This is a genomic window from Chlorobaculum sp. MV4-Y (assembly GCF_025244685.1).
In the GTDB taxonomy this organism is placed as follows: domain Bacteria; phylum Bacteroidota; class Chlorobiia; order Chlorobiales; family Chlorobiaceae; genus Chlorobaculum.
In genome coordinates, this window is sequence record NZ_CP104202.1 from 130,409 (window position 1) to 155,177 (window position 24,769).

Annotated in this window: 22 protein-coding genes, 2 tRNA genes and 1 pseudogene; 13 read left to right on the forward strand and 12 right to left on the reverse strand. The window is 58.3% G+C overall.

Features of this window, described 5'->3' with window-relative positions:
- Positions 1-38: 38 nt before the first annotated feature.
- Entirely contained in the window at positions 39-509 is a 471-nt protein-coding gene (locus NY406_RS00630) for a hypothetical protein (protein WP_260534648.1), read from the reverse strand.
- A gap of 198 nt (positions 510-707) precedes the next feature.
- On the opposite strand from NY406_RS00630, the gene NY406_RS00635 reads away from it, so the two are divergent.
- Positions 708-3,263: an ATP-dependent Clp protease ATP-binding subunit gene (locus tag NY406_RS00635; RefSeq protein ID WP_260534650.1), complete on the forward strand. Its 2,556-nt coding sequence runs from the start codon at positions 708-710 to the stop codon at positions 3,261-3,263.
- Between the two features lie 241 nt (positions 3,264-3,504).
- On the opposite strand, the gene NY406_RS00640 is transcribed toward NY406_RS00635, so the two are convergent.
- Entirely contained in the window at positions 3,505-4,881 is a 1,377-nt protein-coding gene (locus NY406_RS00640; protein WP_260534652.1) for a TrpB-like pyridoxal phosphate-dependent enzyme, read from the reverse strand.
- A gap of 273 nt (positions 4,882-5,154) precedes the next feature.
- Here NY406_RS00640 and NY406_RS00645 point away from each other — a divergent pair, with 273 nt between their 5' ends.
- Positions 5,155-5,427 (forward strand): DUF4160 domain-containing protein, encoded by a 273-nt coding sequence (locus tag NY406_RS00645; protein WP_260534654.1) that lies wholly within the window; start codon positions 5,155-5,157, stop codon positions 5,425-5,427.
- Complete coding sequence (locus NY406_RS00650; RefSeq protein WP_260534656.1) at positions 5,424-5,684, forward strand: DUF2442 domain-containing protein; 261 nt, start codon at positions 5,424-5,426, stop codon at positions 5,682-5,684. Before NY406_RS00645 ends, NY406_RS00650 begins: the two co-directional genes overlap by 4 nt.
- Before the next feature lie 873 nt (positions 5,685-6,557).
- Here NY406_RS00650 and NY406_RS00655 read toward each other — a convergent pair.
- Positions 6,558-6,643: transfer RNA gene (locus NY406_RS00655), tRNA-Ser, on the reverse strand.
- 145 nt (positions 6,644-6,788) lie between these two features.
- On the opposite strand from NY406_RS00655, the gene NY406_RS00660 reads away from it, so the two are divergent.
- The 4 genes from NY406_RS00660 to NY406_RS00675 all read left to right on the forward strand — a co-directional run bounded on the left by NY406_RS00660 (position 6,789) and on the right by NY406_RS00675 (position 9,392).
- Positions 6,789-7,133 (forward strand): PepSY domain-containing protein, encoded by a 345-nt coding sequence (locus NY406_RS00660; protein ID WP_260534657.1) that lies wholly within the window; start codon positions 6,789-6,791, stop codon positions 7,131-7,133.
- The gene (locus NY406_RS00665; RefSeq protein WP_260534659.1) at positions 7,117-7,269 is read left to right on the forward strand and encodes a hypothetical protein; all 153 of its coding nucleotides are present in this window, start codon (positions 7,117-7,119) and stop codon (positions 7,267-7,269) included. Before NY406_RS00660 ends, NY406_RS00665 begins: the two co-directional genes overlap by 17 nt.
- 162 nt (positions 7,270-7,431) lie before the next feature.
- Positions 7,432-8,094 carry a response regulator transcription factor gene (locus NY406_RS00670; RefSeq protein WP_260633713.1) on the forward strand — a complete coding sequence of 221 codons (663 nt, stop codon included), beginning with the start codon at positions 7,432-7,434 and terminating at the stop codon, positions 8,092-8,094.
- Complete coding sequence (locus NY406_RS00675; RefSeq protein ID WP_260534661.1) at positions 8,070-9,392, forward strand: sensor histidine kinase; 1,323 nt, start codon at positions 8,070-8,072, stop codon at positions 9,390-9,392. The genes NY406_RS00670 and NY406_RS00675 overlap by 25 nt, the downstream gene beginning before the upstream one ends.
- A 593-nt stretch (positions 9,393-9,985) precedes the next feature.
- On the opposite strand, the gene NY406_RS00680 is transcribed toward NY406_RS00675, so the two are convergent.
- The gene (locus NY406_RS00680) at positions 9,986-10,384 is read right to left on the reverse strand and encodes a glycosyltransferase (protein ID WP_260534663.1); all 399 of its coding nucleotides are present in this window, start codon (positions 10,382-10,384) and stop codon (positions 9,986-9,988) included.
- 23 nt (positions 10,385-10,407) lie between these two features.
- Complete coding sequence (locus NY406_RS00685) at positions 10,408-11,001, reverse strand: hypothetical protein (protein ID WP_260534665.1); 594 nt, start codon at positions 10,999-11,001, stop codon at positions 10,408-10,410.
- A 233-nt stretch (positions 11,002-11,234) separates the two neighbouring features.
- On the opposite strand from NY406_RS00685, the gene NY406_RS00690 reads away from it, so the two are divergent.
- From NY406_RS00690 to NY406_RS00700, 3 genes are all read left to right on the forward strand, one after another.
- Positions 11,235-12,011, forward strand: a complete 777-nt coding sequence (locus NY406_RS00690; RefSeq protein ID WP_260534667.1) for a hypothetical protein — start codon at positions 11,235-11,237, stop codon at positions 12,009-12,011.
- 224 nt (positions 12,012-12,235) lie between these two features.
- Entirely contained in the window at positions 12,236-12,904 is a 669-nt protein-coding gene (locus NY406_RS00695; protein WP_260534669.1) for an MFS transporter, read from the forward strand.
- Positions 12,901-13,440 carry an MFS transporter gene (locus NY406_RS00700; RefSeq protein WP_260534671.1) on the forward strand — a complete coding sequence of 180 codons (540 nt, stop codon included), beginning with the start codon at positions 12,901-12,903 and terminating at the stop codon, positions 13,438-13,440. Before NY406_RS00695 ends, NY406_RS00700 begins: the two co-directional genes overlap by 4 nt.
- A gap of 8 nt (positions 13,441-13,448) precedes the next feature.
- Here the strand turns inward: NY406_RS00700 and NY406_RS00705 are convergent.
- Positions 13,449-13,537, reverse strand: a tRNA-Leu gene (locus NY406_RS00705).
- 149 nt (positions 13,538-13,686) lie between these two features.
- Positions 13,687-14,757: a thiamine-phosphate kinase gene (thiL, locus tag NY406_RS00710; RefSeq protein ID WP_260534673.1), complete on the reverse strand. Its 1,071-nt coding sequence runs from the start codon at positions 14,755-14,757 to the stop codon at positions 13,687-13,689.
- A 78-nt stretch (positions 14,758-14,835) separates the two neighbouring features.
- On the opposite strand from thiL, the gene ftsY reads away from it, so the two are divergent.
- Positions 14,836-15,786: a signal recognition particle-docking protein FtsY gene (gene ftsY / locus NY406_RS00715; protein ID WP_260534675.1), complete on the forward strand. Its 951-nt coding sequence runs from the start codon at positions 14,836-14,838 to the stop codon at positions 15,784-15,786.
- Positions 15,787-15,792: 6 nt separating this feature from the next.
- Here the strand turns inward: ftsY and NY406_RS00720 are convergent, their stop codons facing one another.
- The gene (locus NY406_RS00720; RefSeq protein ID WP_260534677.1) at positions 15,793-16,356 is read right to left on the reverse strand and encodes a GIY-YIG nuclease family protein; all 564 of its coding nucleotides are present in this window, start codon (positions 16,354-16,356) and stop codon (positions 15,793-15,795) included.
- A gap of 95 nt (positions 16,357-16,451) precedes the next feature.
- On the opposite strand from NY406_RS00720, the gene NY406_RS00725 reads away from it, so the two are divergent.
- Both NY406_RS00725 and NY406_RS00730 read left to right on the forward strand, forming a co-directional pair.
- Positions 16,452-17,117: a protein-L-isoaspartate(D-aspartate) O-methyltransferase gene (locus tag NY406_RS00725; protein WP_260534678.1), complete on the forward strand. Its 666-nt coding sequence runs from the start codon at positions 16,452-16,454 to the stop codon at positions 17,115-17,117.
- Between the two features lie 32 nt (positions 17,118-17,149).
- Entirely contained in the window at positions 17,150-19,243 is a 2,094-nt protein-coding gene (locus NY406_RS00730; protein ID WP_317618658.1) for a peptidylprolyl isomerase, read from the forward strand.
- A 203-nt stretch (positions 19,244-19,446) separates the two neighbouring features.
- On the opposite strand, the gene ptsP is transcribed toward NY406_RS00730, so the two are convergent.
- The 4 genes and pseudogenes from ptsP to coaBC all read right to left on the reverse strand — a co-directional run bounded on the left by ptsP (position 19,447) and on the right by coaBC (position 24,694).
- Complete coding sequence (gene ptsP / locus NY406_RS00735) at positions 19,447-21,246, reverse strand: phosphoenolpyruvate--protein phosphotransferase (protein WP_260534681.1); 1,800 nt, start codon at positions 21,244-21,246, stop codon at positions 19,447-19,449.
- 11 nt (positions 21,247-21,257) lie between these two features.
- Positions 21,258-22,792, reverse strand: a pseudogene (gene dnaB / locus NY406_RS00740) (replicative DNA helicase).
- A 41-nt stretch (positions 22,793-22,833) separates the two neighbouring features.
- Positions 22,834-23,460 (reverse strand): uracil-DNA glycosylase, encoded by a 627-nt coding sequence (locus NY406_RS00745; RefSeq protein WP_260534682.1) that lies wholly within the window; start codon positions 23,458-23,460, stop codon positions 22,834-22,836.
- 19 nt (positions 23,461-23,479) lie between these two features.
- Entirely contained in the window at positions 23,480-24,694 is a 1,215-nt protein-coding gene (gene coaBC, locus NY406_RS00750) for a bifunctional phosphopantothenoylcysteine decarboxylase/phosphopantothenate--cysteine ligase CoaBC (RefSeq protein WP_260534683.1), read from the reverse strand.
- Positions 24,695-24,769 lie beyond the last annotated feature (75 nt).

Sequence of the window (24,769 nt, forward strand, 5' to 3'; positions counted from 1 at the left end):
CGTGTCTGCCCTGTTTGGCAGTTATCCAGCCGTTGCCGTTACAGAATGAATTCGAGGTCATAGCCCTCTTTCGCTGCTTTGGCGGCGAACTTTCGGAAATCCCTGAGAAAACCGAGCGCCTCTGCCGGATCGATTTCACGCCAGTAGGCGATGCGTTCCGGATCGTCCTGCCAGCCGAGCATCACCTTTTCGGGGCTTTTCACGCCGATCTGTTCCATACAGCCGTCGAGAGTTTCAAGCATTCTGCCGATCGCACCCGAAGGCAGAAACGCTTCGTCCCAGCTGTCGAGCCCGTTGTTCGCTTCGGAGATGAATGGTAGGTCGTTGAGCTGCTCGATCACGCCGTAATGAAAAAGGGCGCTGTAATCGTGCCCGGAAATTGCCAACGAATCGTAGACCTCGTAGCTCTTGTCGGAAAGCCTGACGGTGTTGATCTTGCCGCTTCGATAAATCGGCAGTTCGCGGTGCAGGGGGTTCTGGTCATCGAGGAGAATATGGGTGACGGTCATGGTGCTCAATGCGGGCTGAAACGATTAATTTCTCACCACTGTTTTAATCGAAGGAATTGGTTTGAGATGACGTCTTAATTATAGTTATTTAACTGAATGTAGCGATAATAGCTCGGTTCTTCTCGGTCGTACTTCATAGCCAGAGTTACAGCGCATTTCAGGGAGCCTCCCGTCAATTTTAGCGATACAGGATCATAAATGGAAGGAAATTTCTCGAATAGAGTTCAGGACGTGATCAGGCTCAGCCGCGAAGAGGCGCTGCGTCTGGGGCACAACTACATCGGCACCGAACATCTTCTGCTCGGACTGATCCGGGAAGGTGAGGGTATCGGCGCCAAAATTCTCAAAAACCTCAAAGTCGATCTTTTCCAGCTGAAGCAGAAGATCGAGGAGAACACCCATCCCAAGGTTCCGGCCACGCAGATGGGCAATGTGCCGCTGACCAAGCAGGCTGAAAAGGTGCTCAAGATCACCTATCTGGAGGCCAAGATCTGCAAGTCAACCATTATCGGCACCGAGCATCTCTTGCTGTCGATCCTGAAGGGTGATGACAACATCGCCTCTCAGATTCTCGAACAGTTCGGCGTCACCTACGATCTGGTGAGGGATGAGCTGGCCAGCATCACGACCGGGCGCGGTGAAGCGGACGAGCCTCCGATGGAGGGCTCTTACTTCACGGGCAGTGCATCCGAACGACCGTCCAAAAAGTCCGAGCCGAAGCGCGGCGAGCGCACCAAGACGCCAGTGCTTGACAACTTCGGGCGCGACATCACGCGCCTTGCGATGGAGGACAAGCTCGACCCGATCATCGGGCGCGAAAAGGAGATCGAGCGCGTGGCGCAGGTGCTCAGCCGCCGCAAGAAGAACAACCCGGTGCTGATCGGTGAACCCGGTGTCGGCAAGACCGCCATTGCCGAGGGTCTGGCGCTCAAGATCGTGCAGCGCAAGGTTTCCCGCGTGCTCTACGACAAGCGCGTCGTGGCGCTCGACCTCGCGGCGCTCGTGGCGGGTACCAAGTACCGCGGCCAGTTCGAGGAGCGCATGAAGGCGCTTATGAACGAGCTGGAGCGTTCGCGTGACGTGATTCTCTTCATTGACGAGCTGCACACCATCATTGGTGCGGGCGGCGCGTCCGGTTCGCTCGACGCGAGCAACATCTTCAAGCCCGCACTCGCTCGCGGCGAGTTGCAGTGCATCGGCGCGACCACGCTCGACGAGTACCGCCAGTACATCGAGAAGGATGGCGCGCTCGACCGCCGCTTCCAGAAGATCATGGTTGAGCCGACCTCGGTTGAGGAGACCATCCAGATTCTGAACAACATCAAGAACAAGTACGAAGCGCACCACCACGTGCAGTACTCGGAGGACGCCATCGAGAAGGCCGTCAAGCTCTCGGAGCGCTATATCACCGACCGCTTTCTGCCCGACAAGGCCATCGACGTCATGGACGAGGCTGGCGCAAGGGTGCACCTGAGCAATATTCACGTGCCGCAGGAGATTCTCGAACTTGAGAAGTCCATCGAGGAGATCAAGAGCGAGAAGAACAAGGTGGTCAAGATGCAGAACTTCGAGGAGGCCGCCCGTCTGCGCGACAAGGAGAAGAACATGCTCGAAGCGCTTGACCACGCCAAGCAGGATTGGGAAGAGCAGTCGATGGAGAGCGTCTATGACGTGACCGAAAACGACATCACCTCGGTGATCGCCATGATGACGGGCATTCCTGTGGCGAAGGTGGCACAGTCCGAGTCGAAGAAGTTGCTCACCATGGAGGCGGAGCTGAAGAAAGAGGTGATCGGCCAGGACGAGGCGATCAAAAAGATCACCAAGGCGATCCAGCGCACCCGCGCGGGCCTCAAGGATCCGTCGCGTCCCATCGGTTCGTTCATCTTCCTCGGCCCGACCGGCGTCGGCAAGACCGAGCTGGCCAAGGCGTTGACCCGTTATCTGTTTGACAGCGAGGATGCGCTCATCAGGGCCGACATGAGCGAGTACATGGAGAAGTTCTCGGTGAGCCGCCTGGTTGGAGCGCCTCCCGGATACGTCGGCTACGAAGAGGGGGGCCAGCTCACCGAAAAGGTGCGCCGCAAACCCTACTCGGTGGTGCTGATCGACGAGATCGAAAAGGCGCATCCCGACGTGTTCAACATCCTGCTCCAGGTGCTCGACGAGGGTGTGCTTACCGACGGGCTTGGCCGCAAGGTCGATTTCCGCAACACGATCATCATCATGACCTCGAACATCGGCGCGAAGGAGATCAAGAGCTTCAGCTCCGGTGGCGGCATGGGCTTTGCTGCTCCCTCGGACGCGACGGGTGATTACAAGGCGATGAAGTCAACCATCGAGGACGCCCTGAAGCGCGTGTTCAATCCGGAGTTCCTGAACCGCATCGACGACACGATCGTGTTCCACCAGCTCGAAAAGTTGGATATTTTCAAGATCATTGACATCACTGCTGGCAAGCTCTTCAAGCGCTTGAAGGAGATGGGCATCGAGGTGCGGATCGACGAGAAGGCCAAAGAGTTCCTTGTCGAGAAGGGTTACGACCAGAAATACGGCGCAAGGCCGCTCAAGCGCGCCTTGCAAAAATATGTCGAGGATCCGCTCGCAGAGGAGATGCTCAAGGGCCGCTTCACCGAAGGCAGCGTGATTCAGATCACCTTCGACGAAAAGGAGAAGGAGCTGCGCTTCACCGATGGAACTGCCGAGCCTCCGCCCAAAAAGGGCAAGAAAGAGGAGATGCTCGACAAAGAGTAAGCGGTTCCATTCTCTCGTCAGTATCATGATTACAACAGTGCCCCAGTGTTCATGCCGGGGCACTGTTGCTTTAATCCGTGATCGCTGGCGCTGAACTCCGTATGGCTTCCCGAAGCCAGAAATATGCAAAAGGCCCGCCCATTCGAGGCGGCTTTTTTTACCGGTTGGCGGTTGGCAAAAGGTTTGCGTGTGATCTGCGATTTCTTCCCGTGCTTTTCGAATCGGGGAGCCAGGCTCCCGATCAGCAGTCCGGCACTTTCGGAAGTCCCTCCAGCGAGGCGGCCAGCGATTGTTGCAGCATCTCCTCCGGCAGCGCGTAGTCGCTGATTTTGCCCGACATGTAGGCGTCGTAGCCCTGCAAGTCCATCAAACCGTGGCCCGACCAGTTCATCAGAATTACTTTCTCCTTGCTCTCCTCTTTGGCTTGTTTGGCCTCGCGGATAGTCTGCGCAATGGCGTGCGAGGTCTCCGGAGCGGGGATGAATCCTTCGGTGTGGGCGAAGAGCAGGGCTGCTTCGTAGCACTCGGTTTGCGGCAGCGCGGTGGCTTCGATCAGGCCGAGCTGCTTGGTGTGGCTCACCAGTGGGGCCATGCCGTGATAGCGCAGACCGCCCGCATGGATGGCTGGTGGGATGAAGGTGTGGCCGAGGCTGTGCATCGGCAGTAGCGGCGTCATCATCGCCACGTCGCCCGAATCATAGGTATAGGGCGCGCGGGTCAGCGTCGGGCAGGCTTCAGGCTCGGTGGCGATCACCTTGACCTCCTTGCCGTGAATCTTGTCGTACAGGAACGGGAAGCTGATGCCCGCAAAGTTGGAGCCGCCGCCCGCGCAGCCGATGACGATATCCGGGTAGCGGCCGATCTTTTCGAACTGCTTCCGCGCCTCCAGGCCGATGATGGTCTGGTGCAGCATGACGTGGTTCAGCACGCTGCCGAGAGCGTAGCGGGTGTCGTCGCGCTCGACCGCCTGTTCGATGGCCTCGCTGATGGCGATGCCGAGGCTGCCCGGCGTGTCGGGATCCTCTTCGAGAATCTTGCGCCCGATGGCCGTCAGCGGGCTCGGGCTGGGGATGCACTCCGCGCCCCAGGTTTTCATCATGATCTTGCGGAACGGCTTCTGGTCAAAGCTGATGCGCACCATGAACACCTTGCACTCGATGCCGATCAGCTTGCAGCTCATCGCCAGCGCGCTGCCCCACTGCCCCGCGCCGGTTTCGGTGGTGAGGTACTTGATGCCGAACTCCCGGTTGTACCACGCCTGCGCGATGGCCGTGTTGGGCTTGTGGCTTCCGGCGGGCGAAACCCCTTCGTTCTTGTAGTAGATTTTGGCCGGAGTGCCGAGCGCCGCTTCGAGCCGCCGCGCGCGATAGAGCGGCGAAGGCCGCCACAGTTTGAGGATGCCGAGAATCTCCTCTGGAATATCGATCCAGCGTTCGGTGCTTACCTCCTGCTCGATCAGGTTCATCGGAAACACCTTGGCCAGCGCGTCCGGCCCGATCGGCTTGCCATCCAGCCCCACCGGCGGCGGCATGGGCGAGGCAAGGTCGGCCTGGATGTTGTACCATTGACGGGGCATTTCATCCTCGCCGAGGAGGATTTTGGTAGGCTCTGTACTCATGCGTGTTGTGCTTAGAAGTAAGAGAAAGAGAGCGGTGACAGCTCTCATGGCCGGGTGTCTGGTGGCCATTTTTTAAGGTAGGGAGAGCGCGGGCGGATTGCAACGGTTGGGGTGGGGATTGGGGGGGATGAAAAAATGGCGGGGAGGCTGGTCGGATGGCCCGCATTTTTGACGAACTGCGAATGTTGTTTAGATTTCTGAAATCGCCAGCTTCTTTTTTCCGAATCGAAAGGCGGCTCGTCGTAGCATGAACAATCCAAAGTAAAGGGTAGAATGCCAACGATTTCAATGTTTTACGGGATTCTTATCCGGATGTTCTTTCGTGACATCGAGAAACATCATCTGCCACACATCCATGCTGATTATCAGGGGCAAGTGGCCGTGTACTCGATTCTTGACGGTACACTTCTGGCTGGTGAGTTGCCGCCAAGCAAGCACAAGCTGGTTGTCGCGTGGATCGAAATTCATCATGATGATTTGCTGGCAGACTGGAATCTGGCTGTAAATGGTAAGAAACCATTTCCAATAAAGGGGCTTGACCAATGAGAATTGCAGAAGTTCATCCACAACCGGATTGGGTGTTGTCGATTGTCGCGGAAGATGGCCGTGTTGGCCTTTTCGATGTTGCGCCTTATCTGGAATATGAAGCGTTTGACGATCTTCGAGACCATGACGAGTTTATGAAGGTGAGCAATGGAGGATACTTCATCGAATGGGAGTGCGGCGCTGATTTGTCGGCGGACACCATCGAAGCGAGATGGCAGATTATTGGTAATATTGCCGAGAAAACATTGGCTTATTGAATTTGAATATGGCATCCCATTATATGGGCTGAAAATCAAGAATCTGCGCATTCTAATTAATTTTGTGCGTCAAGGTCGTGAGGGGCTACAATATTGACTACCAAGGCATCCTCGCGATGGTACCATCCTCGGATGTTGGTACCATCGCCGCGCATTTAAAGGCATGCTTGCCGGACGAATGGGCACATGCGTATCGCATGTCGACATCACGCCCGACGAACTTGTGGCGTTTTCCTTTAGGCAATTTCGAGTACGCCATCGACCACTTCTCAGAGATCGAATCCCTGCATCCGAGAGCTGACTATCCAATCGAAGATCGAGTCGTTGCTGTATGGGGTTGGTCTGATCCCACGCCAGCTAGGCGTAGCGCCTCGCGTCAACGTGGTTGGGGTCAACCTTCAAAGGGACATCTTCGGATAACAGACGATAAAGGACATTTCATCGCTCATAGCCTTGGCGGCAGCCTTGATGTAAATATATTTGCTCAGAATCGAGAGGTAAATCGAGGTTGCTCGGAGGAAGGCAAGCTGTTTACATCGATGGAGCGTTACTGCCGGCGCTATCCAGGAACATTCTGCTTTAACCGACCGCTGTACAACGACGACTCCTTCCGCCCCGCAGCGTTGGAATTTGGAATCCTAAAGCGAGATGGAACATTATCGATTCATACGTTCAATAATCCATAGGTTCGTGACGTTGATTGGGGACGTTGTTTATTATCATGAACTCGATATTCTGTGTAGCTCCTTTGTTTGATCTACCCAAAGTCATATATCCTGATAGCTTGGCTCGAGCGGGCGGTTTTTTCTAAAGTAGAAACGATGGATGGCGTTTTCGAGCAGAGGTAGGGTAGATGATGCGCTGAAAGAAGTTTGGTGCCGAAGGCGGGAATCGAACCCGCACGTTCATTGCTGAACACGGGATTTCAAGTCCCGGGCTACCCGTTCCGCCACTTCGGCAACCTTTTTGGAAAATCAGAGGTCGTCCAAATCAATATCCCTCCGCCCACCCTCCCACCTAATTCCCCCCTAACTCTCCCTTCGTACCATTACTCCTGACGCGGATGATCGCGTTGATAATTGAATCAAACAAGGAGTGATGATTATGAAACGTTATGGTTATGTGGCCGTTGGCGTTATGCTTTCGGCCGGGGTGTTTGGCGGCATGTTCGCGCAGTCGGCTTATGCGGCGGAATCCGGGAATGATGCGCTGACACTGCAAAAGCCAGCAATCAGCCTGTCGCAGGCCGTCAATGCCGCCGAGAAGTTTACGCGGGGACGTGCGGTTCGCGCCGAGCTTGAAAAGCATAACGGCCAGCCGGTTTACGATGTCGAGGTGGTCGATGGCGCGAAGGTGCTGGATGTTCGGGTTGACAAGGACAATGGCCGGATACTCGCGGCAAATGTGGACAAGGCGGATCGTGACGATGCCCATGATGCAGAAGATTAAGGGTCAACAGATCCGTTTGCCATTTCTGCCAGAGCGGTTGCGCTATCCCGGTAAAGGGTTTTATGAACGCCTGGATGTCGCCATGGTTAACCGGCTGATGGAACGCTCATTTCGGGCGACCTGTTCTTTCTTCTGAGTGTTGTGTTGTGGTGTGCTGAAACAGATGCGCGGGCTGAGGTTCGGAGGTGGGGGAGTTTTCCTCTTTCCCGGGCCGATGTCCGAGCCTGTTTCAGTTATTTCTGTTTATCCGAACTCCTTGGCTTTCGAGCCGCAACGGTTGATGAAAAAACGAGAAGTTATGCGAGTGTTGCTTGTTGAAGATGATGCCATGATCGGTGAAGCGGTTTGCGTGGCGTTGAAAGATGCGGCATACGCGGTTGACTGGGTTCGCCGTGGCGACGAGGCTGCCGAGGCGCTTCGGTATGGCGAGCATCAGGCCGTGCTGCTCGACCTCGGGCTTCCGGGGCGCGGCGGTCTGGAGGTGCTCGCGGCGCTCCGCCAGGGCGGGAGTTCGATTCCCGTTATCATCATCACCGCGCGTGACGGCCTCAGCGAGCGCATCGCGGGGCTGGATTTGGGGGCGGACGATTACCTTGTCAAGCCGTTCGACCTCGACGAACTGCTGGCGCGGCTCCGGGCGGTGATCCGCCGACAGGGCGGGCAGGCTTCAGGGCTGATCGGCAACGGCCAGATCAAGCTCGATCCCGCCACCCACACGGCATTTTGCGGCGAAAAGCGGGCTGTGCTCAGTTCGCGCGAGTTCGCGGTGCTGCACGCGCTGTTGCTCCAGCCGGGCCGGATCCTGAGCCGCTCGGCGCTCGAAGAGCGGGTCTATGGCTGGGATGAGGAGGTCGAGAGCAACGCCATCGATTACCTGATCCACCAGCTCCGCCGCAAGCTCGGCGCGACGAGCATCAAAAACATACGGGGCGCGGGATGGATGGTCGAAAAACAGCCGTGACGCCCTCCTTGCAACGGCGGCTGACGGTGATGCTGGCCGGGACGATCGTGCTGGCGGCGCTGGTCGCGGCGGCGGCATCGTTCTATTTTTCCTACCGAGAGGCCAAGGAGTTTCAGGACGACATGCTTTTCCAGATCGCGGTGCTTCAGTCTCGCGGCGAGTGGGATACCGCCGGGCCGGACGCTTCGGCTCCCGTCACCCTGAGCGATTCCGAGTCCAGAATCGCGATTTTTCATTTCACTGACCGATCCGCGCCGGGCTGGCTTGCCGGACATCTCGCTCCCGGCTTTCACACGCTCCGGCAGGAGGGCGAGCTGGTGCGGGTGTTCATCGTCCACGGGCCGTCCGCGATGACGGCGGTCGCGCAGCCGACCGATACCCGCGATGAACTCGCGCTCAACAGCGCCTTGCGCACGCTTGTGCCAGGCCTGTTGCTGCTGCCGGTCATGGCTCTTCTGGTCATGCTCATTGTTCGTTCCGGCCTCAAACCGCTCACTACGCTTTCACATCTGCTCGACCAGCAGCAGCCCGGCCAGCCGGTTCCGCTGCCGGAGCGTGATCTTCCGGAAGAGATCATGCCGTTCGTGGAGGCGATCAACCGGCTGCTCGGACGCATTGCCCTGTTGCTCGGCCAGCAGCGGCGCTTCATCGCCGACGCCGCCCACGAGCTGCGCAGCCCGCTGACGGCGCTCTCGCTTCAGGCGGAGAACCTGCGGCAGGCGTCAAGCGCCGACGAGATGCGCGCCCGGCTCGCGCCGCTCCAGTCGGGCATCGAGCGCGCCCGCCAGCTCACCGCGCAGCTTCTCGATCTGGCGCGGGTGCAGGCGCACCCCTCCGGCGCGGCCCCGGTCGATCTCCCGGCGCTCGTCCGCGAGCTGATCGCCGAATACCTGCCGCTGGCCGAGGCTCGCGGCATCGATCTCGGACTCGACGAACCGGGCGCGATGCTGCTCGACGGCAATCCGGAAAGCTTCACGCTGATTCTGAAAAACGGGCTTGAAAACGCCCTGAACTATACGCAAAAGGGCGGCACGGTGACGGTCAGGCTTGCCGTCGAAAACGGCGATGGGGTAGCGGAGGTGATCGATAATGGCCCCGGCATTCCGGAGAGTGAGCGGGAGCGGGTGTTCGACGCCTTTTACCGCTCACCCGGCTCCGGACAGCCCGGCAGCGGCCTCGGCCTGACCATCGCGCGCGAAGCAGCCCGCTCGCTCGGCGGCGACCTCCGCGTGCTGCCCGGCCCCGATGGCCACGGCACGGTGTTCCGCTACCGTCAGCGAGGTCGTGAACGCGGGTGAGCGCCGGAAGCGGGAGTTTCACTCCATCCAGCCTGTCGAGCTTTAACCACTGTTAATCCGGCCATAAAAATTGTCAAACAATTGCCCCGGACTTCAGTCCGGGATTTATTGATAACACAAAATAAATCAGGGCTTTAGCCCAATTTCTTCTTTTTGGGAAGATTGCGATTTATTATGGCCGGATTAATAACGCCCGTCATTGCGATCCCGACTTGTCGGGAGAAGCAATCCATGCGGATTTTCGGTACGAGATGGATTGTCGCGTCACTTCGTTCCTTTCCATGAACATGCATGAATTTGCTGTAACGTTGCTTTGCTTTTAGGTTTTCTGTCATTCTGAACGCAGTGAAGAATCCAGTCGAAACGCCTCAGGACTACTCGAAAAAACTGGATTCTTCGTCGGCAAGCCTCCTCAGAATGACAGAAAAAACAAGTCTTACATTATCTGTTATCGCGCAGGAGTGCATTGTTCATTGTCCGTGTGCGGTGTCGTGTACCGACAAGTCGGAATGCCTCGCAATGACAGCAGTCAAGAGGCAAAGTCTTTCCTGAAAGAGCGGCACGGCGTGCGTCGCTGATCGCCGGTGTGCTGATCATCCGGCGTTTGCCGAACGGTGGTGCTCCGTTATCAGGCTGGCTATCTTGCGTTGAACCTCCGCCCGCTCGAACCGTTCGAGATGGATTCTCCGGCTCTCCGCGCCCATCCGTTTTCTCAGCTCCTCATCGAGCACGAGCTGTTCGAGCGCATCGAGCCACTCCTCCGCGCTCTCTGCCAGAAAACCGTTGACTCCGTTGGTGATCGTCGATCTGTTCGCGCCGACGTTCGAGGCGACCACCGGTTTGCTGTGGGCCATGTACTGAATCAGCTTGAAGGCGCACTTTCCCCGGCACCACTCGTCGTCGGTCAACGGCATGATGCCGATGTCGATCCGGGCGAGCCACTGCTTTTCGCTTTCTGACGACCACGGCGTCAGTTCCCACGGCGTTTTCATTCCACTCGGCATTTTTCCGCTCATCAGCGAAAACCGCACCCACGGATGCTTCTCCGCGAGCAGGCCGAGCGTTTCATCGATCTGTTTGAGGAAATAGAGGTTGGCGTTGACGCCGATCCAGCCGACGGTGACGGTTTTTTCTTTTTGCGGCCGTTGAATTTTTGCGGCGGCGCTTCAAACGGCGTCGGCACCAGATGCACGTTGCTGTTGTAGCGCTCTGCATGATCCTTGAGCGCATCGCTGCCTGCCAGCACAATGGAAGAGCTTTTCAGCGTGCGGGCGATCCATTGGCGCTTCAACAGGCTTTCGGGTTTCTGGTTTCCGGTCAGCATGACCTGCTTGACATGGATGGCATCGTCGAAATCGAAAATCACTTTCGCTTTGCGGGAGAGCAGCCAGAGGAAGGGTGGTGGAAAAACCTTGCGCTGGATCCATATGTAATCGTAATTCCCGCAAACAGCCAGCGCCTTGGCGGTGTTTTTCAACGCCTCTTTTCCAGATACGCAGAGGGTATCGACATGGATTTCGTAGTGATGCCAGTGAGGCAAGAACTGCCCCATCCGGTAACGGTAGCTCGGGCGGTGCGGCGAAAGGTGCAGGCATAAAATGGAGATCATGGTGACGGTATCTGAAGTTCGGCAGGCCGGGTAAATTTTTGTCAGTCGTAACCGATGGTTTTACAGACTATTGCAGGAAAAGTAGCAGGCGAAGATTAGGCAGGAATTAGGGGGCGATTTTGCGGTGACGAAATGCCGTTCCTAACTCTGCGCTAATTCTCGTTTCGTATCCTGATCCATGAAGCGAATGATCCAATCGACAGAGGAGGGAACAAGCAATGCTGCAAAACATTATGAATAAAGATGATGGCGCTGCCCAGGCGTTGAGCAAGGTGCCGCAGGTGACGCTGATGTTCTGGGGGATCAAGATTCTCGCCACCACGCTCGGCGAGACCGGCGGGGATGCGGTCACCATGTCGATGAAGCTCGGGTACGCCGAGGGGAGCCTGATCTTTCTCGTCTTTTTCGCGGTGGCGCTGCTCTTTCAGGTCTTTTCCGAAGGCTACCATCCGGCGAGGTACTGGGCGGTGGTGGCCGCCACGACGACCGTTGGCACCACCATGTCGGACTACCTCGACCGCACGCTCGCGCTGGGCTACATTCGCTCCTCGATTGTGCTGTTTCTCGGCGTACTGCTGGTGCTGTTTATCTGGCAAAGGGTGATGGGCAGGATCGAGTTCGAGGGAATTGCCGACCGGCGCGACGAGCTTTTTTACTGGCTGACCATTCTGGTTTCCAACACGCTCGGCACGGCGCTCGGCGATTTCGTGGCTGACGACCTGGGCCTCGGCTTCCAGCTTGGCGCGTTGCTCTTCGGCGTGCTGATTGTCGCGGTGGCCATCGCGTATTACAAGACGAGCATCTCGCCCAACATCCTCTTCTGGGCGGCCTACGTGCTGACCCGCCCGCTCGGCGCAACGCTCGGCGACACGCTCACCAAGCCGCTCGCGCACGGCGGCCTTGCGCTCGACCGCATCAGCTCCTCGCTGGTGATTCTCGCGCTCATGGTGGTGGCGATCACGCTCAACCACCGGGCGGAACAGCGGCGTGCCGTGGTAGTCGCATCCTGAATGAGCCGCTGATGGATTTGTGGCGGTTGTTCCGGTGTTTAAAGAGGTTATTACTCTGGTGATTGAAACGCTGAACAATTGCCCCGGACTTCAGTCCGGGGTTTATGGATAACGCAAAATAAAGCAGGGCTTTAGCCCAATCTCTTTCTGCGGTGGCGTTTCCGGTTTCTTGTTCTGGGAGCAATTAACGGGCGCGGTGATCGTCAAACCTAAAACGGACGGAGATGAAGCAGGAGAGGCGCTTTTTCGGGTTGAGCGGCAACGTCTTTTTTGCCGGGCTAGTCAGCTTCTGCATGGACGTCAGTTCGGAGATGATCTACCCGTTGGTGCCGCTTTTTCTGGCCAGCGTGCTGGGGGTGAACAAGTCGATGATCGGTCTCATCGAGGGGAGCGCCGAGTCGATGGCGAGCCTCGTCAAGGTGTTCTCCGGCTGGTACTCCGACCGGCTCGGCAAGCGCAAGCGGCTGATGCTGGCGGGCTATTCGGTCTCGACGCTGAGCCGTCCGCTGATGGCGCTGGCTGGTGGTTGGCATCAGGTGCTGGCCGCGCGTCTGGTTGACCGCTTCGGCAAGGGCGTCCGCACCGCCCCGCGTGACGCTATTATCGCGGATTCCACCGAGCCGGCATGGCTTGGCCGCGCCTTCAGTTTCCACCGCTCGATGGACACGATGGGCGCGGTTGTCGGCCCGGCCATCGCTTTTATCGGCCTTCAGATGTACCACAGCAGTTACCCGTCAGCTTTCTGGCTCTCAATTTTGCCGGGCGTGCTCGCCGTGCTTATCATCATTTTTTCATCAGGGAGAAATGGGAAGCTCCGGTCAAGGTTGACGCCGAAACTCCGCGGGCAACCGGCAGCGGGAAGCTCGACCGGCGGGCGTGGTTTTTCATCGTGATCGTCGCGGTCTTTGCGCTGGGCAATTCGAGCGATGCGTTTCTGATCCTCCGGGCCGGGCAGCTCGGCGTTCTGGCGGCGATGATTCCCGCCGTCTATCTGCTCTTCAACCTCGTCTATTCCATCACGGCCATTCCTGCCGGAATCGCCGCCGATCGGTATGGCCGCAAGCGGCTCATGCTCGTTGGATTCGTGCTGTTCGCCGTCTTGTACTCGGGGTTTGCCGTGGCGGGAAGTCCGCTTGCCGTGTGGGTTTTGTTCGCGCTGTACGGCGTCTTTATGGGGCTGACCGAGGGGATCCAGAAGGCGTTTCTCGCCACGCTCATACCGGAAGGCCTCAAAGGCACGGCATTTGGCCTCTATGCCGGAGCCGTCGGATTCGCGGCGCTGCCGTCGAGCCTGATTGCCGGAGTGTTGTGGGACAAGGTTTCGCCAGCGGCGGCCTTCTGGTTCGGCGCGGCGACGGCCTTGCTCGCAGCCGTGCTGTTTGCCGTGTTTATCGCGGGGATGAAGCTGAAGCCCTTTTTTGGGGAGTGAGAGAGAGTTGGTGCCGAAGGCGGGAATCGAACCCGCACGTCCATTGCTGAACACGGGATTTTAAGTCCCGGGCGTCTACCAGTTCCGCCACTTCGGCAACCTTTGTACTGTGAGGTCGGCTAATTTACTCTTTTCACGGTGATTACACAAGTTGGGAAATTTCTGATTTGTCGGGTTTCCGGGGAGGGCAGACACGCAGGTCTACCCCTACGGGATGGCAAATGATCTATGCTTGCCCTCTCGTCCTCACTCCGCGAAGTGATCGAATCCCCGTTTCATGTCGGCCATGTCGATGGTCATGCCGAAGATGTCGGTCAGCATCATGCCCTCTTCCTTTTCGGTGATTTCGCCGATGACGGTGATTTCGCGGTGCGAGGTGACGAGGTCGTACTGCGATTTCGGCACGGTGAAGAGGAGCTGGTAGTCTTCGCCGCCGGTGAGCGCCCAGTCGAAGACGTCCTGCTGGAACTCTTCGGCCACGGCGCGCGCTTCGGGCAGTACCGGCAGCTTGCTCTCGTCGATCTTCGCACCCACGCCGGAGCGGCGGCAGAGGTGAGCGAGGTCAGCGGCGAGGCCGTCTGAAATGTCGATCATGGCGGTTGGTACAATGCCCTTCTCGCTGAAAAAGTCGATGATGTCGATGCGCGCTTCGGGCAGCAGGTGGCTGCGGATCGCTTCGGCGTACTCCTGCAACTCGGCCATTACCTCCTTGTTGTAGGGTTCGTTGTTGCGCATCTGCTCGATCATCGTCGCCTTTTCTCGCTGCAACAGGTGCAGTCCGGCGGTCGAACCGCCAAGCGTGCCGGTAACGCAGGCGAGGTCACCCGGCGATGCGCCCTTGCGCAACGTGAGCAGTTCCAGCGTTGTCGTTCCGGTCATTGAAACCGAGATAAAGAGGCCCGACGGCGACGACGAGGTGTCGCCGCCCGCGATGACGAGGCCGTACACTTCGGCGGCGTGGTTGATGCCTTTGTACAGCTCCTCGACCATCTCGACCGGCATTTTCGGCGGTACGGCGATCGAGACGAGCGCGTAGTCCGGCATGGCGTTCATGGCGCAGATGTCCGAGACGTTGACGCTGATCACCTTGCTGCCGAGGTGGTGCAAAGGCGTGGTCAAGAGGTCGAAGTGGACATGCTCGGCGAGCAGGTCGGTCGTGACCACCTGCACCTCAGACTCGCCGAGCTGCCACACCGCGCAGTCGTCGCCGATGCCCTCGACGAGTTCCGGTCTCTGGTTCGTGGAGGGGGCGGTAATCTTTGCAAGCCGGTCGATGAGGCCGAATTCGCCGATCTCGGAAATAGGTTTATATGACATATATTTGCGTACATTAATTTCTACCCGTAATCCGATCCGGGTTCTTCGACCGGTAACATAGCCAATTTCTCATTTTCCATGGGCTTTTTTGACAAGTTAGGGCTGTCGCGCCTCAAGGAGGGGCTTACCAAAACCCGCGATACGCTTCGCGACAAGCTGGCGTTTGTTTCCAAGGGCAAGACCGAGGTGGACGACGAGTTCCTCGAAAAGCTCGAAAACATTCTCGTTGCTGCCGACGTGGGCGTCGAGACCACGCTCGACATTGTCGATGCGGTCACCGAGCGCTCCAAAGGCAAAACCTACCGTTCGGAGGAGGAGCTGAACGAGATGGTGATGGGTGAGATTCGCAACCTGCTTGTCGAATCGGGCCACGAACATCCGGTCGATTTCGACGCACCACTCCCGGCCAGGCCCTACGTGATCATGATCGTCGGCGTCAACGGCGCAGGCAAGACCACCAGCGTGGCCAAGCTCGCCCACAACTACGACAAGGCGGGCAAAAAGGTGGTGATCGCCGCCGCCGATACCTTCCGCGCTGCCGCCTACGAGCAGCTCAAGATCTGGGCCGACCGCGCCGGAGTGCCGATCATCGGCCAGGGGCAGGGAGCCGATCCCGCCTCGGTGGTGTTCGACTCGGTCAGCTCGGCGGTCTCCAAAGGCACCGATGTGGTGCTGGTCGATACGGCGGGGCGCTTGCATAACAAGAGCCACCTGATGGAGGAGCTGGCCAAGATCATGCGCGTCGCAAAGAAAAAGATTCCCGAAGCGCCGCACGAAGTCCTGCTTGTGCTCGACGGCACCACCGGCCAGAACGCCGTGCAGCAGGCCCGCGAGTTCACGAGGTTCGTCAACGTCACCGGCCTTATCATGACCAAACTCGATGGCACTTCAAAAGGCGGCATCGTGCTCTCGATCTCCCGCGAACTGAACCTGCCGGTCAAGTACATCGGGGTCGGCGAAAAGATCGACGACCTGCAACTCTTCGACCGCAAGAGCTTCGTCGAAGCGCTGCTCGAAAAGGAGAAGTGAAAACGTTCAGCCTTGCCGGATCAGTTCCGGCATTGCTTTTTCGAGGCGCGGTAACAAGGCATCCTGCTCGTTAATCCTGAAAAGATGCGTACCAGCGGTGGCATCCTGCGCGCCGAGGCGGTCGGCGATGGGCGAAGTTTCAGGCATTGCGGCGAGCAGTTCGGCAAGTTGCGATTCCAGTCTCGTTTCTCCCGGAAAGATAAAAACGTGCCTGATTTCAGCTTCGGGACGGTCGAGCAGGTAGTCGATATGCCAGTGCAGTTTTTTCATCCCCCGACCAGCAGGCACTCGGTATCCCCATGACATGAAAAGATCGAGCAACGCGCTCCGGATGGCGTGCGCCGGTCTGCCATCGCTTCTCGAAGCGTGGCGGAGCAGTCGCGAAGCCAGCGGGGAGCGCCCTTTCGCGCTGCCGAGCGCCGAACCGACGTAGAGATAGTGGCCCGGTTGCAGTTCGAGCGGCCTCCCTTTGCGAAATTTGCCGAACGCCACCTTGATCCTGCGGTCGAGTTCGATCAGCAAGATGTAGCTCCCCTGTCGGGAATTCTGCCCGAAAATGGTATACTGCATTGGCCGAAATTGCATTATCTTTTGTCAGATGCAATAGTAGCGAATCTTCTACGAATTCCATGATGCCGTGCTGATTGGAACAGGTTACGGGATGGATGAAGAGGCAACAGGATAGCGACATGGCGCGGGAGCGCCAGGAGATGGTGGCGCAGCTTGAATTTTACGGCATCAGAAATGCCCGCGTTCTTGAAGCGTTCCGGATGGTCAGGCGTCATCTTTTTGTCGATGAGGAAAGCAGGCCCTACGCATACGGCGACAGAGCCATGCCTATCGGATTCGGCCAGACCATCTCGCAACCCTACACGGTGGCGTACATGACCTCGCTGCTCGCCGAGCGTGTTCCGTCCGGCAAGGTGCTGGAAATTGGCACCGGTTCGGGTTACCAGGCGGCTATTCTCGACGCGCTGGGGTATCGTGTATTCACCATCGAGAGGATCGCCGGATTGTACGAAAGGGCAGGGCGCGTGCTCGATGCGCTGGATTTGCCTGTTCAACGGCGTCTCGGTGATGGAACGCTCGGCTGGCCGGAGGAAGCGCCGTTCGACGGCATCATCGTGACCGCCGCTGCGCCTCACGAGCCGCACACGCTCATGAACCAGCTTGCCGACGGTGGTGTGATGATCGTGCCGGTGGGCGATCTCGGTTCACAGCAGATGACCGTGATTCGGCGCAGGGGAGACCGGTTCGAACATGAAATATTTCACAGCTTCGCCTTTGTGCCGCTTTGCGGGCGTGAAGGTTGGGGAGATAACAACGAATAACAGTAAGACCGAAAAAACAAGTTATGGCACTAATGAGCAAGTTGAGGGACAAAACGCATATTGTGCTCTTTGTCCTTGTTGCAGCGTTCCTTGCCCTGATCGTCTTTGAGTGGGGGATGAACTTCACCGGCCCGACCAGCAAAGCGGGCGTTGCCGGGAAGGTCAATGGCGAGTCGATCTCCATGAAGGAATACGAAGCGCTCTACAACAACCTGGTCGCCGGTTTCCGGCAAAGCAATCCGGGAGCTGAAATCACCTCCGGGATTGATGCGAAGTTCCGCGAGCAGGCCTGGAATTACGCTGTCGATCAGGCACTCATCGGACAGCTGCTCAAGAAATATGGAATTGGGGTGACCGATCAGGAGGTGCTCGATGCGGTCAACAGTGACCTCAATCCTCCGGCGATCATCCGCCAGAACTTCACCGATCCCAGGAGTGGCAAGATCGACCGCCAGTTGCTTGAACAGGCTCGCAGCGATCCGAAAGCCAAAGATTTCTGGCTCAATGCCCAGGAGGCGGTCAAGCGTGAACTCATGGTCAACAAGCTGGTTATGGCATTGAGGACTATGGTTGTCGTCACCGATCCCGAGCTTACCGAAGTGGTTCAGCGTCAGTTCACAACCTTTGCCGGTTCGTTCATTCCGTTCCCGTACAGCTATGCGGGTGCTGAAAGCAACTTTCCGGTCAAGGATGAAGAAATCAAGTCGTGGTACGAGGCTCACAAGGCGCAGTTCAAGGAGGATCCGGTGCGCAGCGCTCAATTTGTGTTCTTCCCGCTGACCCCCTCCGCGCAGGACAGCCTTCAGGTCAAAAAGGAGATCGACGGGCTGATTCCGCAGTTCGCCTCGGCGGCAAGTGACAGCGAGTTTGTCAAGATTCAGAGCGATAAACCGAATTCGGCGAATGAGTCTCTTTCAAGAGCCGATTTTTCTCCAGCCGCCGGAAACGCGGTGTTCGGTTCACCGAAACTTGCGCCCAGCCAGATTGTTGGTCCGGTTGCTGACCAGGGCTATTACCGCCTGCTCAAGATCAAGAGCGTCTCGACCGGCGAACCGGTAGCCAGCGCGTCACATATCCTGATCCGGATCAATCCTGCGGACCAGGCTGATGCCCAGCGCGTCATGGGGCTGCTCAAAAAGATTTCCGAGGAGCTGAAGGGAGGTGCGTCATTCGCCTCGCTGGCCGCGAAATATTCGCAGGATCCCGGCAGCGCCCGCAATGGCGGTTTCGTAGGCTGGTTCACCAAAGATCGCATGGTACCCCAGTTTGCCCAGGCGGTGTTCGCCGGACGTCCCGGTCAGATTGTCGGGCCGGTGCAGACCCAGTTCGGTTTGCATCTCATTAAGATAGAAGGGTTCGACAACCGGCGCATTGTCGCCTCGGAGGTCGCCCGTCAGATCAAGGCGTCCACGCAGACCTCCGAGTCAATCAAGCGGAATGCCATGACCTTCCAGACCGAGGCCAAGTCCAAGGGATTCGAAGCGGCCGCCACGGCGCAAAAGCTCGAAGTGGGCAAAACCGGCGACTTTACGCGCCAGAGCCTGCTTGCCGTGCCGGGCATGGGGGAGGCCATTACCGGATTCGCGTTCAAGGCCAAAGAGGGGGATATTTCCGATGTGCTCGATGCCGACAAGGGGTTTGTGGTCGCAAAGCTGCTGTCGAAGAACGATACCGGGTATCATCAGCTCGATGCCCAGCTCAAGGAGATGATCAAAAACGAACTGGTTCGGGAGAAACAGGGCGCGGCGCTGAAAGCCAAGCTTGTCGCTTTGTCGAAAAGCTCTGGCGGCTCGCTCGATGCCATTGCCGCAAAGGACTCGTCTCTGCACAAAATCACCTCGAAGGAGATTCGCTGGCGCGATGACTATATCGACGGGTACGGCGTCGATCCCCGTCTCGTGGAGGCGATGGCCGGCATGAAGCTCAACACGCTTTCGCAGCCGGTTCAGGGCAGCGGCGGATATGCGCTCGTGCAGTTGAGCAGCCGCCAGCTTGCGCCGGGCATCGATCTTGCCGCCGAGAAGCAGAAGGTGCTGCCGCAGCTGATGAAGGTCAGGCAGGAGCAATTCCTCTCCGAATATCTGAACGCTTATCGCCGAAACTCCAAGATCGAGGATTTCAGGTAACTGCTTCCAGGCAGAGACCCGCTGCTGGAACAGCAAAAAGCCGCTCAGAAATTATCCGGGCGGCTTTTTTATTGGCGGGGAGACTATCGATTATTGATAACCAATGCATGATGGCATTGAAGTTGTCTCGAAAGCAAAACGGGAACCCCCGACCTGCTATTCGATGGCGGCCAAGAATGTCCGCCCTCCTTTTTTTGTCGCGTTCAGTGCGCCTTGACGAACGCTTCGAGGCGGGCTTTGATTGCTGATGCACTGGAGAGTTTGAGGCATTCGGCAGCAAGCGCTTCGCACTCCTCGACCGTGTATTTACCCACCATCGCCTTGAGCGCCGGAATATCAGAGCTGACGATGCTGAACTCCCGGAGGCCGCATCCGATGAGGTATGGCGTGGCAAGGGGGTCGGAACCCATGTCGCCGCAGAGCGAGACCCGGCAGTGGTTTTTCTGCGCCGTCGTAATGACGCGGTGGAGCTGTCGGATAATGGCCGGGTGGAACTTCTCGAACAGATCCTGCACAATCAGGTTGTTGCGGTCAACGGCCAGGGTGTATTGGGTCAGGTCGTTGGTGCCGATGCTGACGAAATCGACGATTCGGCTGATTTCGTCGATCAGTTCGACCGCCGCCGGAAGCTCGATCATCGCCCCGATGCCCGGTTTTTCGAGCGGCTCGTGGGCGTGTGTCTTGATCGTGTTGTAATGTTTTTCGATCGCCTGCTTGATGTGCATGACCTCCTCAACCGACGAAATCATAGGGATCAGCACGTCGATGTTGCCGTGAATGTTGGCCTTGATGACCGCCTGGAGCTGGGTGTCGAGAATCTCCGGCACGTCGATCAGAATCCTTACGCCACGCCAGCCGAGGTTTGGGTTCGGCTCCTTGACCGGCGAGTAGATCAGCTTGTCGCCACCGATGTCAAACAGACGGATGACCAGCGGCTTCGGCGTGAGCATCTCGCCCATCTCCCGGTAGTACTCCTGCTGCGCGGCCTCTTTGGGTGGCTTGAGGTCATCGAGGAAGAGATTCTCGGTGCGGAACAGCCCGACTCCCTCGGCACCCATCGAATCGAGATGTTCGATCTCCTCCTTGAAATCGATGTTCGAGCAGACCGATATTCTGGCGCCGCACCGGGTGAAGGCGTGGCGGTGGGCCATGATCGAGTCATCGGCCTCGCGCCGGCTCTCCTCTTCCCGCTTTCTGAGATAGGTATCGACGGTTGCCTCCTCCGGATTGGTGATGACCAGTCCGGCGTTGCCGTCGAGAATGATGCGTTCGCCCGAAACCGCCTTCTGCGAAAAGTTGCCCAGACCGACCACGATTGGGATGTTGAGCGATTTGCAGATCAGGGAGATGTGCGAGGTTTTGCCGCCGGTGTCGGTGGCGAAACCCTTGATGTTGCTCCGACTGAAGAGAATGATGTCTGCCGGCGAGAGGTGATGTGAAACCACGATCGAGCCTTCGGGAACCCAGGAGTGCAGCTTGCGGATGTGCAGGTTCCGGATGATCCGCTCCTTGATGTCGTGCAGGTCGGCGGCCCGTTCGCGGAAGATGATGTCGTCGGAGTTGATGAAGTTGTCGAGGTACTTGTCGAACTCTTGCTCGATGACCAGATGCGCGGGCTTGATCTCCGCGCGGATGCGGCGGGTGATGGTTTCGATCAGCACCGGATCTTCGAGCAGCATGATCTGCGCCTGGAAAAGGTCGGAGTAGAAGCGCCCGATCTTGCGGGTGGTCACCCGTTCGATCTTTTTCAGCTCTTTTTCCGAGCGGCGCAGGGCGGTCATGAAGCGCTCGACCTCCTGTTCGATGTTCTCCGGAGAGAGTTCGGCGATTTCATGCTCGATGGTCTCCTTGACGAATTTGTAGGTCTCGCCGATGGCGAACCCTTTCGCGCTCCCGATGCCTCGATACTGGCGCTCCTTGCCTGACGTAGCGGGGTGATCGCTGGAGCTTGCGTGTGAGTCCGGCGCGTCGCCGGAAGATTTCGGGGCTTTTCTGTAAACCATGACCAGCAGGGTTAAAAAGGTGCAGCGTCCGAATTGTTGATGAAACTGTCCATGTCGAGCGGCGGTGGTTCGGGCAGCGATGCCTCCAGATAGCCGCCTCCACGGGCGGGTTCGGGCTGCGGCTGTCCGCTATCGGCGGCTGTCAGGTAGCTGTTGGCCGTTGACTGGAAGCGCCCGTAGTTCTTCAGGAAGAGCAGCCTGACCGTGCCGATCGGGCCGTTTCGCTGTTTGCCGATGACCACCTCGGCGATGTCCTTGGTCGAGGAGCCGTCCTCGAAGTTCTTGATGCCGTACATCTCCGGCCTCGACAGGAACATGACCATGTCAGCGTCCTGCTCGATGGAGCCGGATTCGCGAAGGTCGCTGAGCTGCGGCCGGCGGTCGCCGGAGCGCTGTTCAACCGAACGGTTGAGCTGCGCCAGCGCGATGACCGGGATGTTCAGCTCCTTGGCGAGCGCCTTGAGCGAACGCGAAATCTGCGCGATCTCCTGCTCGCGGTTCGACTTGCCATCCCTGACCGGCGTGACGAGCTGGAGGTAGTCCACCACCACCATGCCGATGCCATGCTCCTGTTTCATCCGGCGGGTCTTGGCGGTCAGCTCCATAATCGAGATGCCCGGCGTGTCGTCGATGAAGAGCTTGGCGTCGGCCAGCGAATCCATGCTGTTGATGATCTTGTTCATCATCTCCGGCGAAATCTGGCCGCGTCTTACGAGCTGCGACTCGACGTACGCCTCGGCGCACATCAGCCTGAGCGCGAGCTGAATCTCCGCCATTTCGAGGCTGAAGAAGAGCACCGGCGTATTGAAGTTCACCGCCGCGTTGCGCGCGAGTGCGAGGGCGAATGCTGTCTTGCCCGCCGATGGACGGGCGGCGATGATGATCATGTCCGAAGGCTGGAATCCGGCGGTGTACTCGTCAAGCTCCGAAAAGCCCGACCCGATGCCAGTGACCGACGAGTGGGAGGAGCCGAGATTTTCGATCATCCTCGTCGCGGTCTTGAGAAGCTCCTTGATGCTGGTCGCCTTTTTTTGACGCCCGCCTGCGAAATGTTGAAGAACTGTTGCGAGGCGTTTTCGACCAGGTCGAAGATGTCCATCGAGGTGTTGTAGGCCGCACTCGAAATGTGCGACGAAATCGAAATCAACCGCCGGTAGAGGTATTTCTCCTTCACCAGCCGGGCGTAGAACTCGATGTTCGCCGAGCTGATCACCTTGCCCGAAAGCTCACCGAGGTAGGGGCGTCCGCCGATGTTCTCCAGCTCACCCATGCGCGACAACTCTTCGCTCACCGTGATGAGGTCGATGGCCTGCCGCTTCTGGTAGAGCTGCATCATCGCCTTGTAGATGATCTGGTGGCGCTTTTCGTAAAAGACCGCTTCGCCGTTGTCGCCGAAAATCTGGATCACCTGTTCGATCGGATCGTCTTCGAGCAGGATGCAGGCGAGCACCTCCTGCTCGACCTCCAGCGAATAGGGAGGCACACGGCTCTCCTTGCTGAAGTCGATGTCACGGCTTAAATCTACTTGTGCTTCGCGCGGCTTCATTCCTCGTGCTTTCCTCGTCCTTTCATGATTTCCATATCCGGTCAGCCGTTCGGGCAGACCTTGTCGTAATGCGCCCGGAGCATCTGCACATCCTCCCAGCAGAGGCGCTTCCAGTTCGGATTTCTCAACAGCGCCGCCGGGTGGTAGGTGACGACGCAGTCGAACCCTTTCCACTTGATGATGCGGCCCCGCATCGAACCCATCGACTGGGTGTTTTCGAGAATGGTGTTGGCTGCCACCCGGCCGAGCAGGAGCAGCACTTTCGGGTTGATGATCTCAAGTTGCTGCATGAGCCACGGTTTGCAGCAGTCGATTTCGTCAGCGAGCGGATTGCGGTTCTCCGGTGGACGGCACTTGATGATGTTGCCGATGTAAACGTCCTTGCGTTCGAAGCCGATGGCGAGCAGAATCTTGTCGAGCAGCTGGCCCGAGCGGCCTACGAACGGGCGGCCCTGCGCGTCTTCATCCGCTCCAGGGGCTTCACCTATAACGAACAGACCGGCTTTGGGATTCCCTTCGCCGAACACCACGCTCCTGCGGGTCTCTGCCAGACGGCACTTGCGGCATTCAAGGGTGATCGGGCGGAGATCGTCGAGACCCTGCTCCGGAGAGTTCGGCTGCGCTGGTTCTTCCTGAACGGGGTCGAAAAGGGATTCCTGCGTTATCATGAAACGTCGTGCTTTGAAATTAACGTGGCAGGATGGTTTCGACCGCATCGAGCAGCTTCGCAGCGGCCTTCTCCTTCGAGAGCAGCGGCAGTTCGGTGACGCTGCCGTCGCGCCCGAGCAGGGTCAACACGTTGGTATCGACCTCGAAGCCTGACGTATGGCCATTGTAGATGTTGAAGGCGATGAGGTCGAGCTGCTTGTCTGTCAGCTTTTTTCGGGCGTAGTCGATGCCGCCCGCCGTTTCGAGGGCGAAGCCGACGGCGAGCTGACCGGGCTTCCGGTTCGTCGCGAATTCGGCGAGAATGTCCGGATTCCTGACAAGACGAATCTCCATCTCCGCATCCTTCTTCTTGATCTTGCCTTCGACCGACGCTTCGGGGCGGTAATCGGCCACTGCTGCTGCGCCGATGAAGAGATCGCAGTCGTCGAAGAGCGGTCGGGCTGCCGCGAGCATCTGCTCCGCGCTCTCGACGTCGATGCGCTCCACGCCCGGCGGCGTCGGCAGGTTGACCGGCCCGGTCACGAGGCGCACGACCGCGCCGCGCCGGGCCGCATCGGCGGCGATGGCGAAGCCCATCTTGCCGGAGGAGTAGTTCGAGAGAAAGCGCACGCCATCGATCTTCTCCCGTGTCGGCCCGGCGGTCACGACCACCGTTTTGCCGTTGAGCGCCGATTTTTCCGGCGTGGCGAGCATTCCGGCGAGTGCCTCAAAGATTGTTTCCGGTTCGGGCATCCGTCCAAGCCCGCACTGGCCCGATGCGAGCGAGCCGCTTTCGGGTTCGAGGATGCGGCAGCCCTCTTCGGCAAGCGTCGAAAGGTTGCGCTGCACCGAGAGGGAGTTGTACATATGGCCGTCCATGGCGGGTGCGATCAGCACCGGCTTGTCGGGGCGGAGGGTGAGGAAGCAGAGCGAGAGCATGTCGTCGCAAAGCCCGGTGGCGAGACGCGCGAGGGTGTTGGCTGTGGCGGGTGCGATGACGAAGGCGTCGGCCCACTCGCCAAGCGAGATGTGGCGGGTGTACTCGCCTTCGGTATCCGCCGTAAAGATGCCGGTGAGCACCGGGCGGTTCGACACGGTCGCCAGCGACAGTTCGCTGACGAACTTCAGTGCCGAGGTGGTGGCAAGCACCTGCACGTCGGCTCCCGACTTTTTCAGAAGCCTGACCAGTTGTGGCGTTTTGTAGGCAGCGATGCCGCCGGAGATGCCGAGAAGAATGTTTCTGCCAGTCAGCACTGTTGACTCAGGAATCGATGGTTCCGTTCTGTGGAAATATTCTTAAAGGTATGAAAAATAACAAGTGTACGAAGC

Bases quoted from the DNA above. Each gene is read 5' to 3' on its own strand.
- NY406_RS00730 (WP_317618658.1), top strand. From the start codon at position 17,150: ATGAGCAAGTTGAGGGACAAAACGCATATTGTGCTCTTTGTCCTTGTT.
- NY406_RS00720 (WP_260534677.1), bottom strand. From the start codon at position 16,356: ATGCAGTATACCATTTTCGGGCAGAATTCCCGACAGGGGAGCTACATC.
- thiL (WP_260534673.1), bottom strand. From the start codon at position 14,757: ATGTCATATAAACCTATTTCCGAGATCGGCGAATTCGGCCTCATCGAC.
- NY406_RS00650 (WP_260534656.1), top strand. From the start codon at position 5,424: ATGAGAATTGCAGAAGTTCATCCACAACCGGATTGGGTGTTGTCGATT.
- NY406_RS00670 (WP_260633713.1), top strand. From the start codon at position 7,432: ATGCGAGTGTTGCTTGTTGAAGATGATGCCATGATCGGTGAAGCGGTT.
- ptsP (WP_260534681.1), bottom strand. From the start codon at position 21,246: ATGGTTTACAGAAAAGCCCCGAAATCTTCCGGCGACGCGCCGGACTCA.
- NY406_RS00680 (WP_260534663.1), bottom strand. From the start codon at position 10,384: ATGAAAACGCCGTGGGAACTGACGCCGTGGTCGTCAGAAAGCGAAAAG.
- NY406_RS00725 (WP_260534678.1), top strand. From the start codon at position 16,452: ATGAAGAGGCAACAGGATAGCGACATGGCGCGGGAGCGCCAGGAGATG.
- NY406_RS00690 (WP_260534667.1), top strand. From the start codon at position 11,235: ATGAATAAAGATGATGGCGCTGCCCAGGCGTTGAGCAAGGTGCCGCAG.
- NY406_RS00745 (WP_260534682.1), bottom strand. From the start codon at position 23,460: ATGATAACGCAGGAATCCCTTTTCGACCCCGTTCAGGAAGAACCAGCG.
- NY406_RS00695 (WP_260534669.1), top strand. From the start codon at position 12,236: ATGAAGCAGGAGAGGCGCTTTTTCGGGTTGAGCGGCAACGTCTTTTTT.
- ftsY (WP_260534675.1), top strand. From the start codon at position 14,836: ATGGGCTTTTTTGACAAGTTAGGGCTGTCGCGCCTCAAGGAGGGGCTT.
- NY406_RS00685 (WP_260534665.1), bottom strand. From the start codon at position 11,001: ATGATCTCCATTTTATGCCTGCACCTTTCGCCGCACCGCCCGAGCTAC.
- NY406_RS00635 (WP_260534650.1), top strand. From the start codon at position 708: ATGGAAGGAAATTTCTCGAATAGAGTTCAGGACGTGATCAGGCTCAGC.
- NY406_RS00660 (WP_260534657.1), top strand. From the start codon at position 6,789: ATGAAACGTTATGGTTATGTGGCCGTTGGCGTTATGCTTTCGGCCGGG.
- NY406_RS00645 (WP_260534654.1), top strand. From the start codon at position 5,155: ATGCCAACGATTTCAATGTTTTACGGGATTCTTATCCGGATGTTCTTT.
- NY406_RS00630 (WP_260534648.1), bottom strand. From the start codon at position 509: ATGACCGTCACCCATATTCTCCTCGATGACCAGAACCCCCTGCACCGC.
- NY406_RS00640 (WP_260534652.1), bottom strand. From the start codon at position 4,881: ATGAGTACAGAGCCTACCAAAATCCTCCTCGGCGAGGATGAAATGCCC.
- NY406_RS00675 (WP_260534661.1), top strand. From the start codon at position 8,070: ATGGATGGTCGAAAAACAGCCGTGACGCCCTCCTTGCAACGGCGGCTG.
- NY406_RS00665 (WP_260534659.1), top strand. From the start codon at position 7,117: ATGATGCAGAAGATTAAGGGTCAACAGATCCGTTTGCCATTTCTGCCA.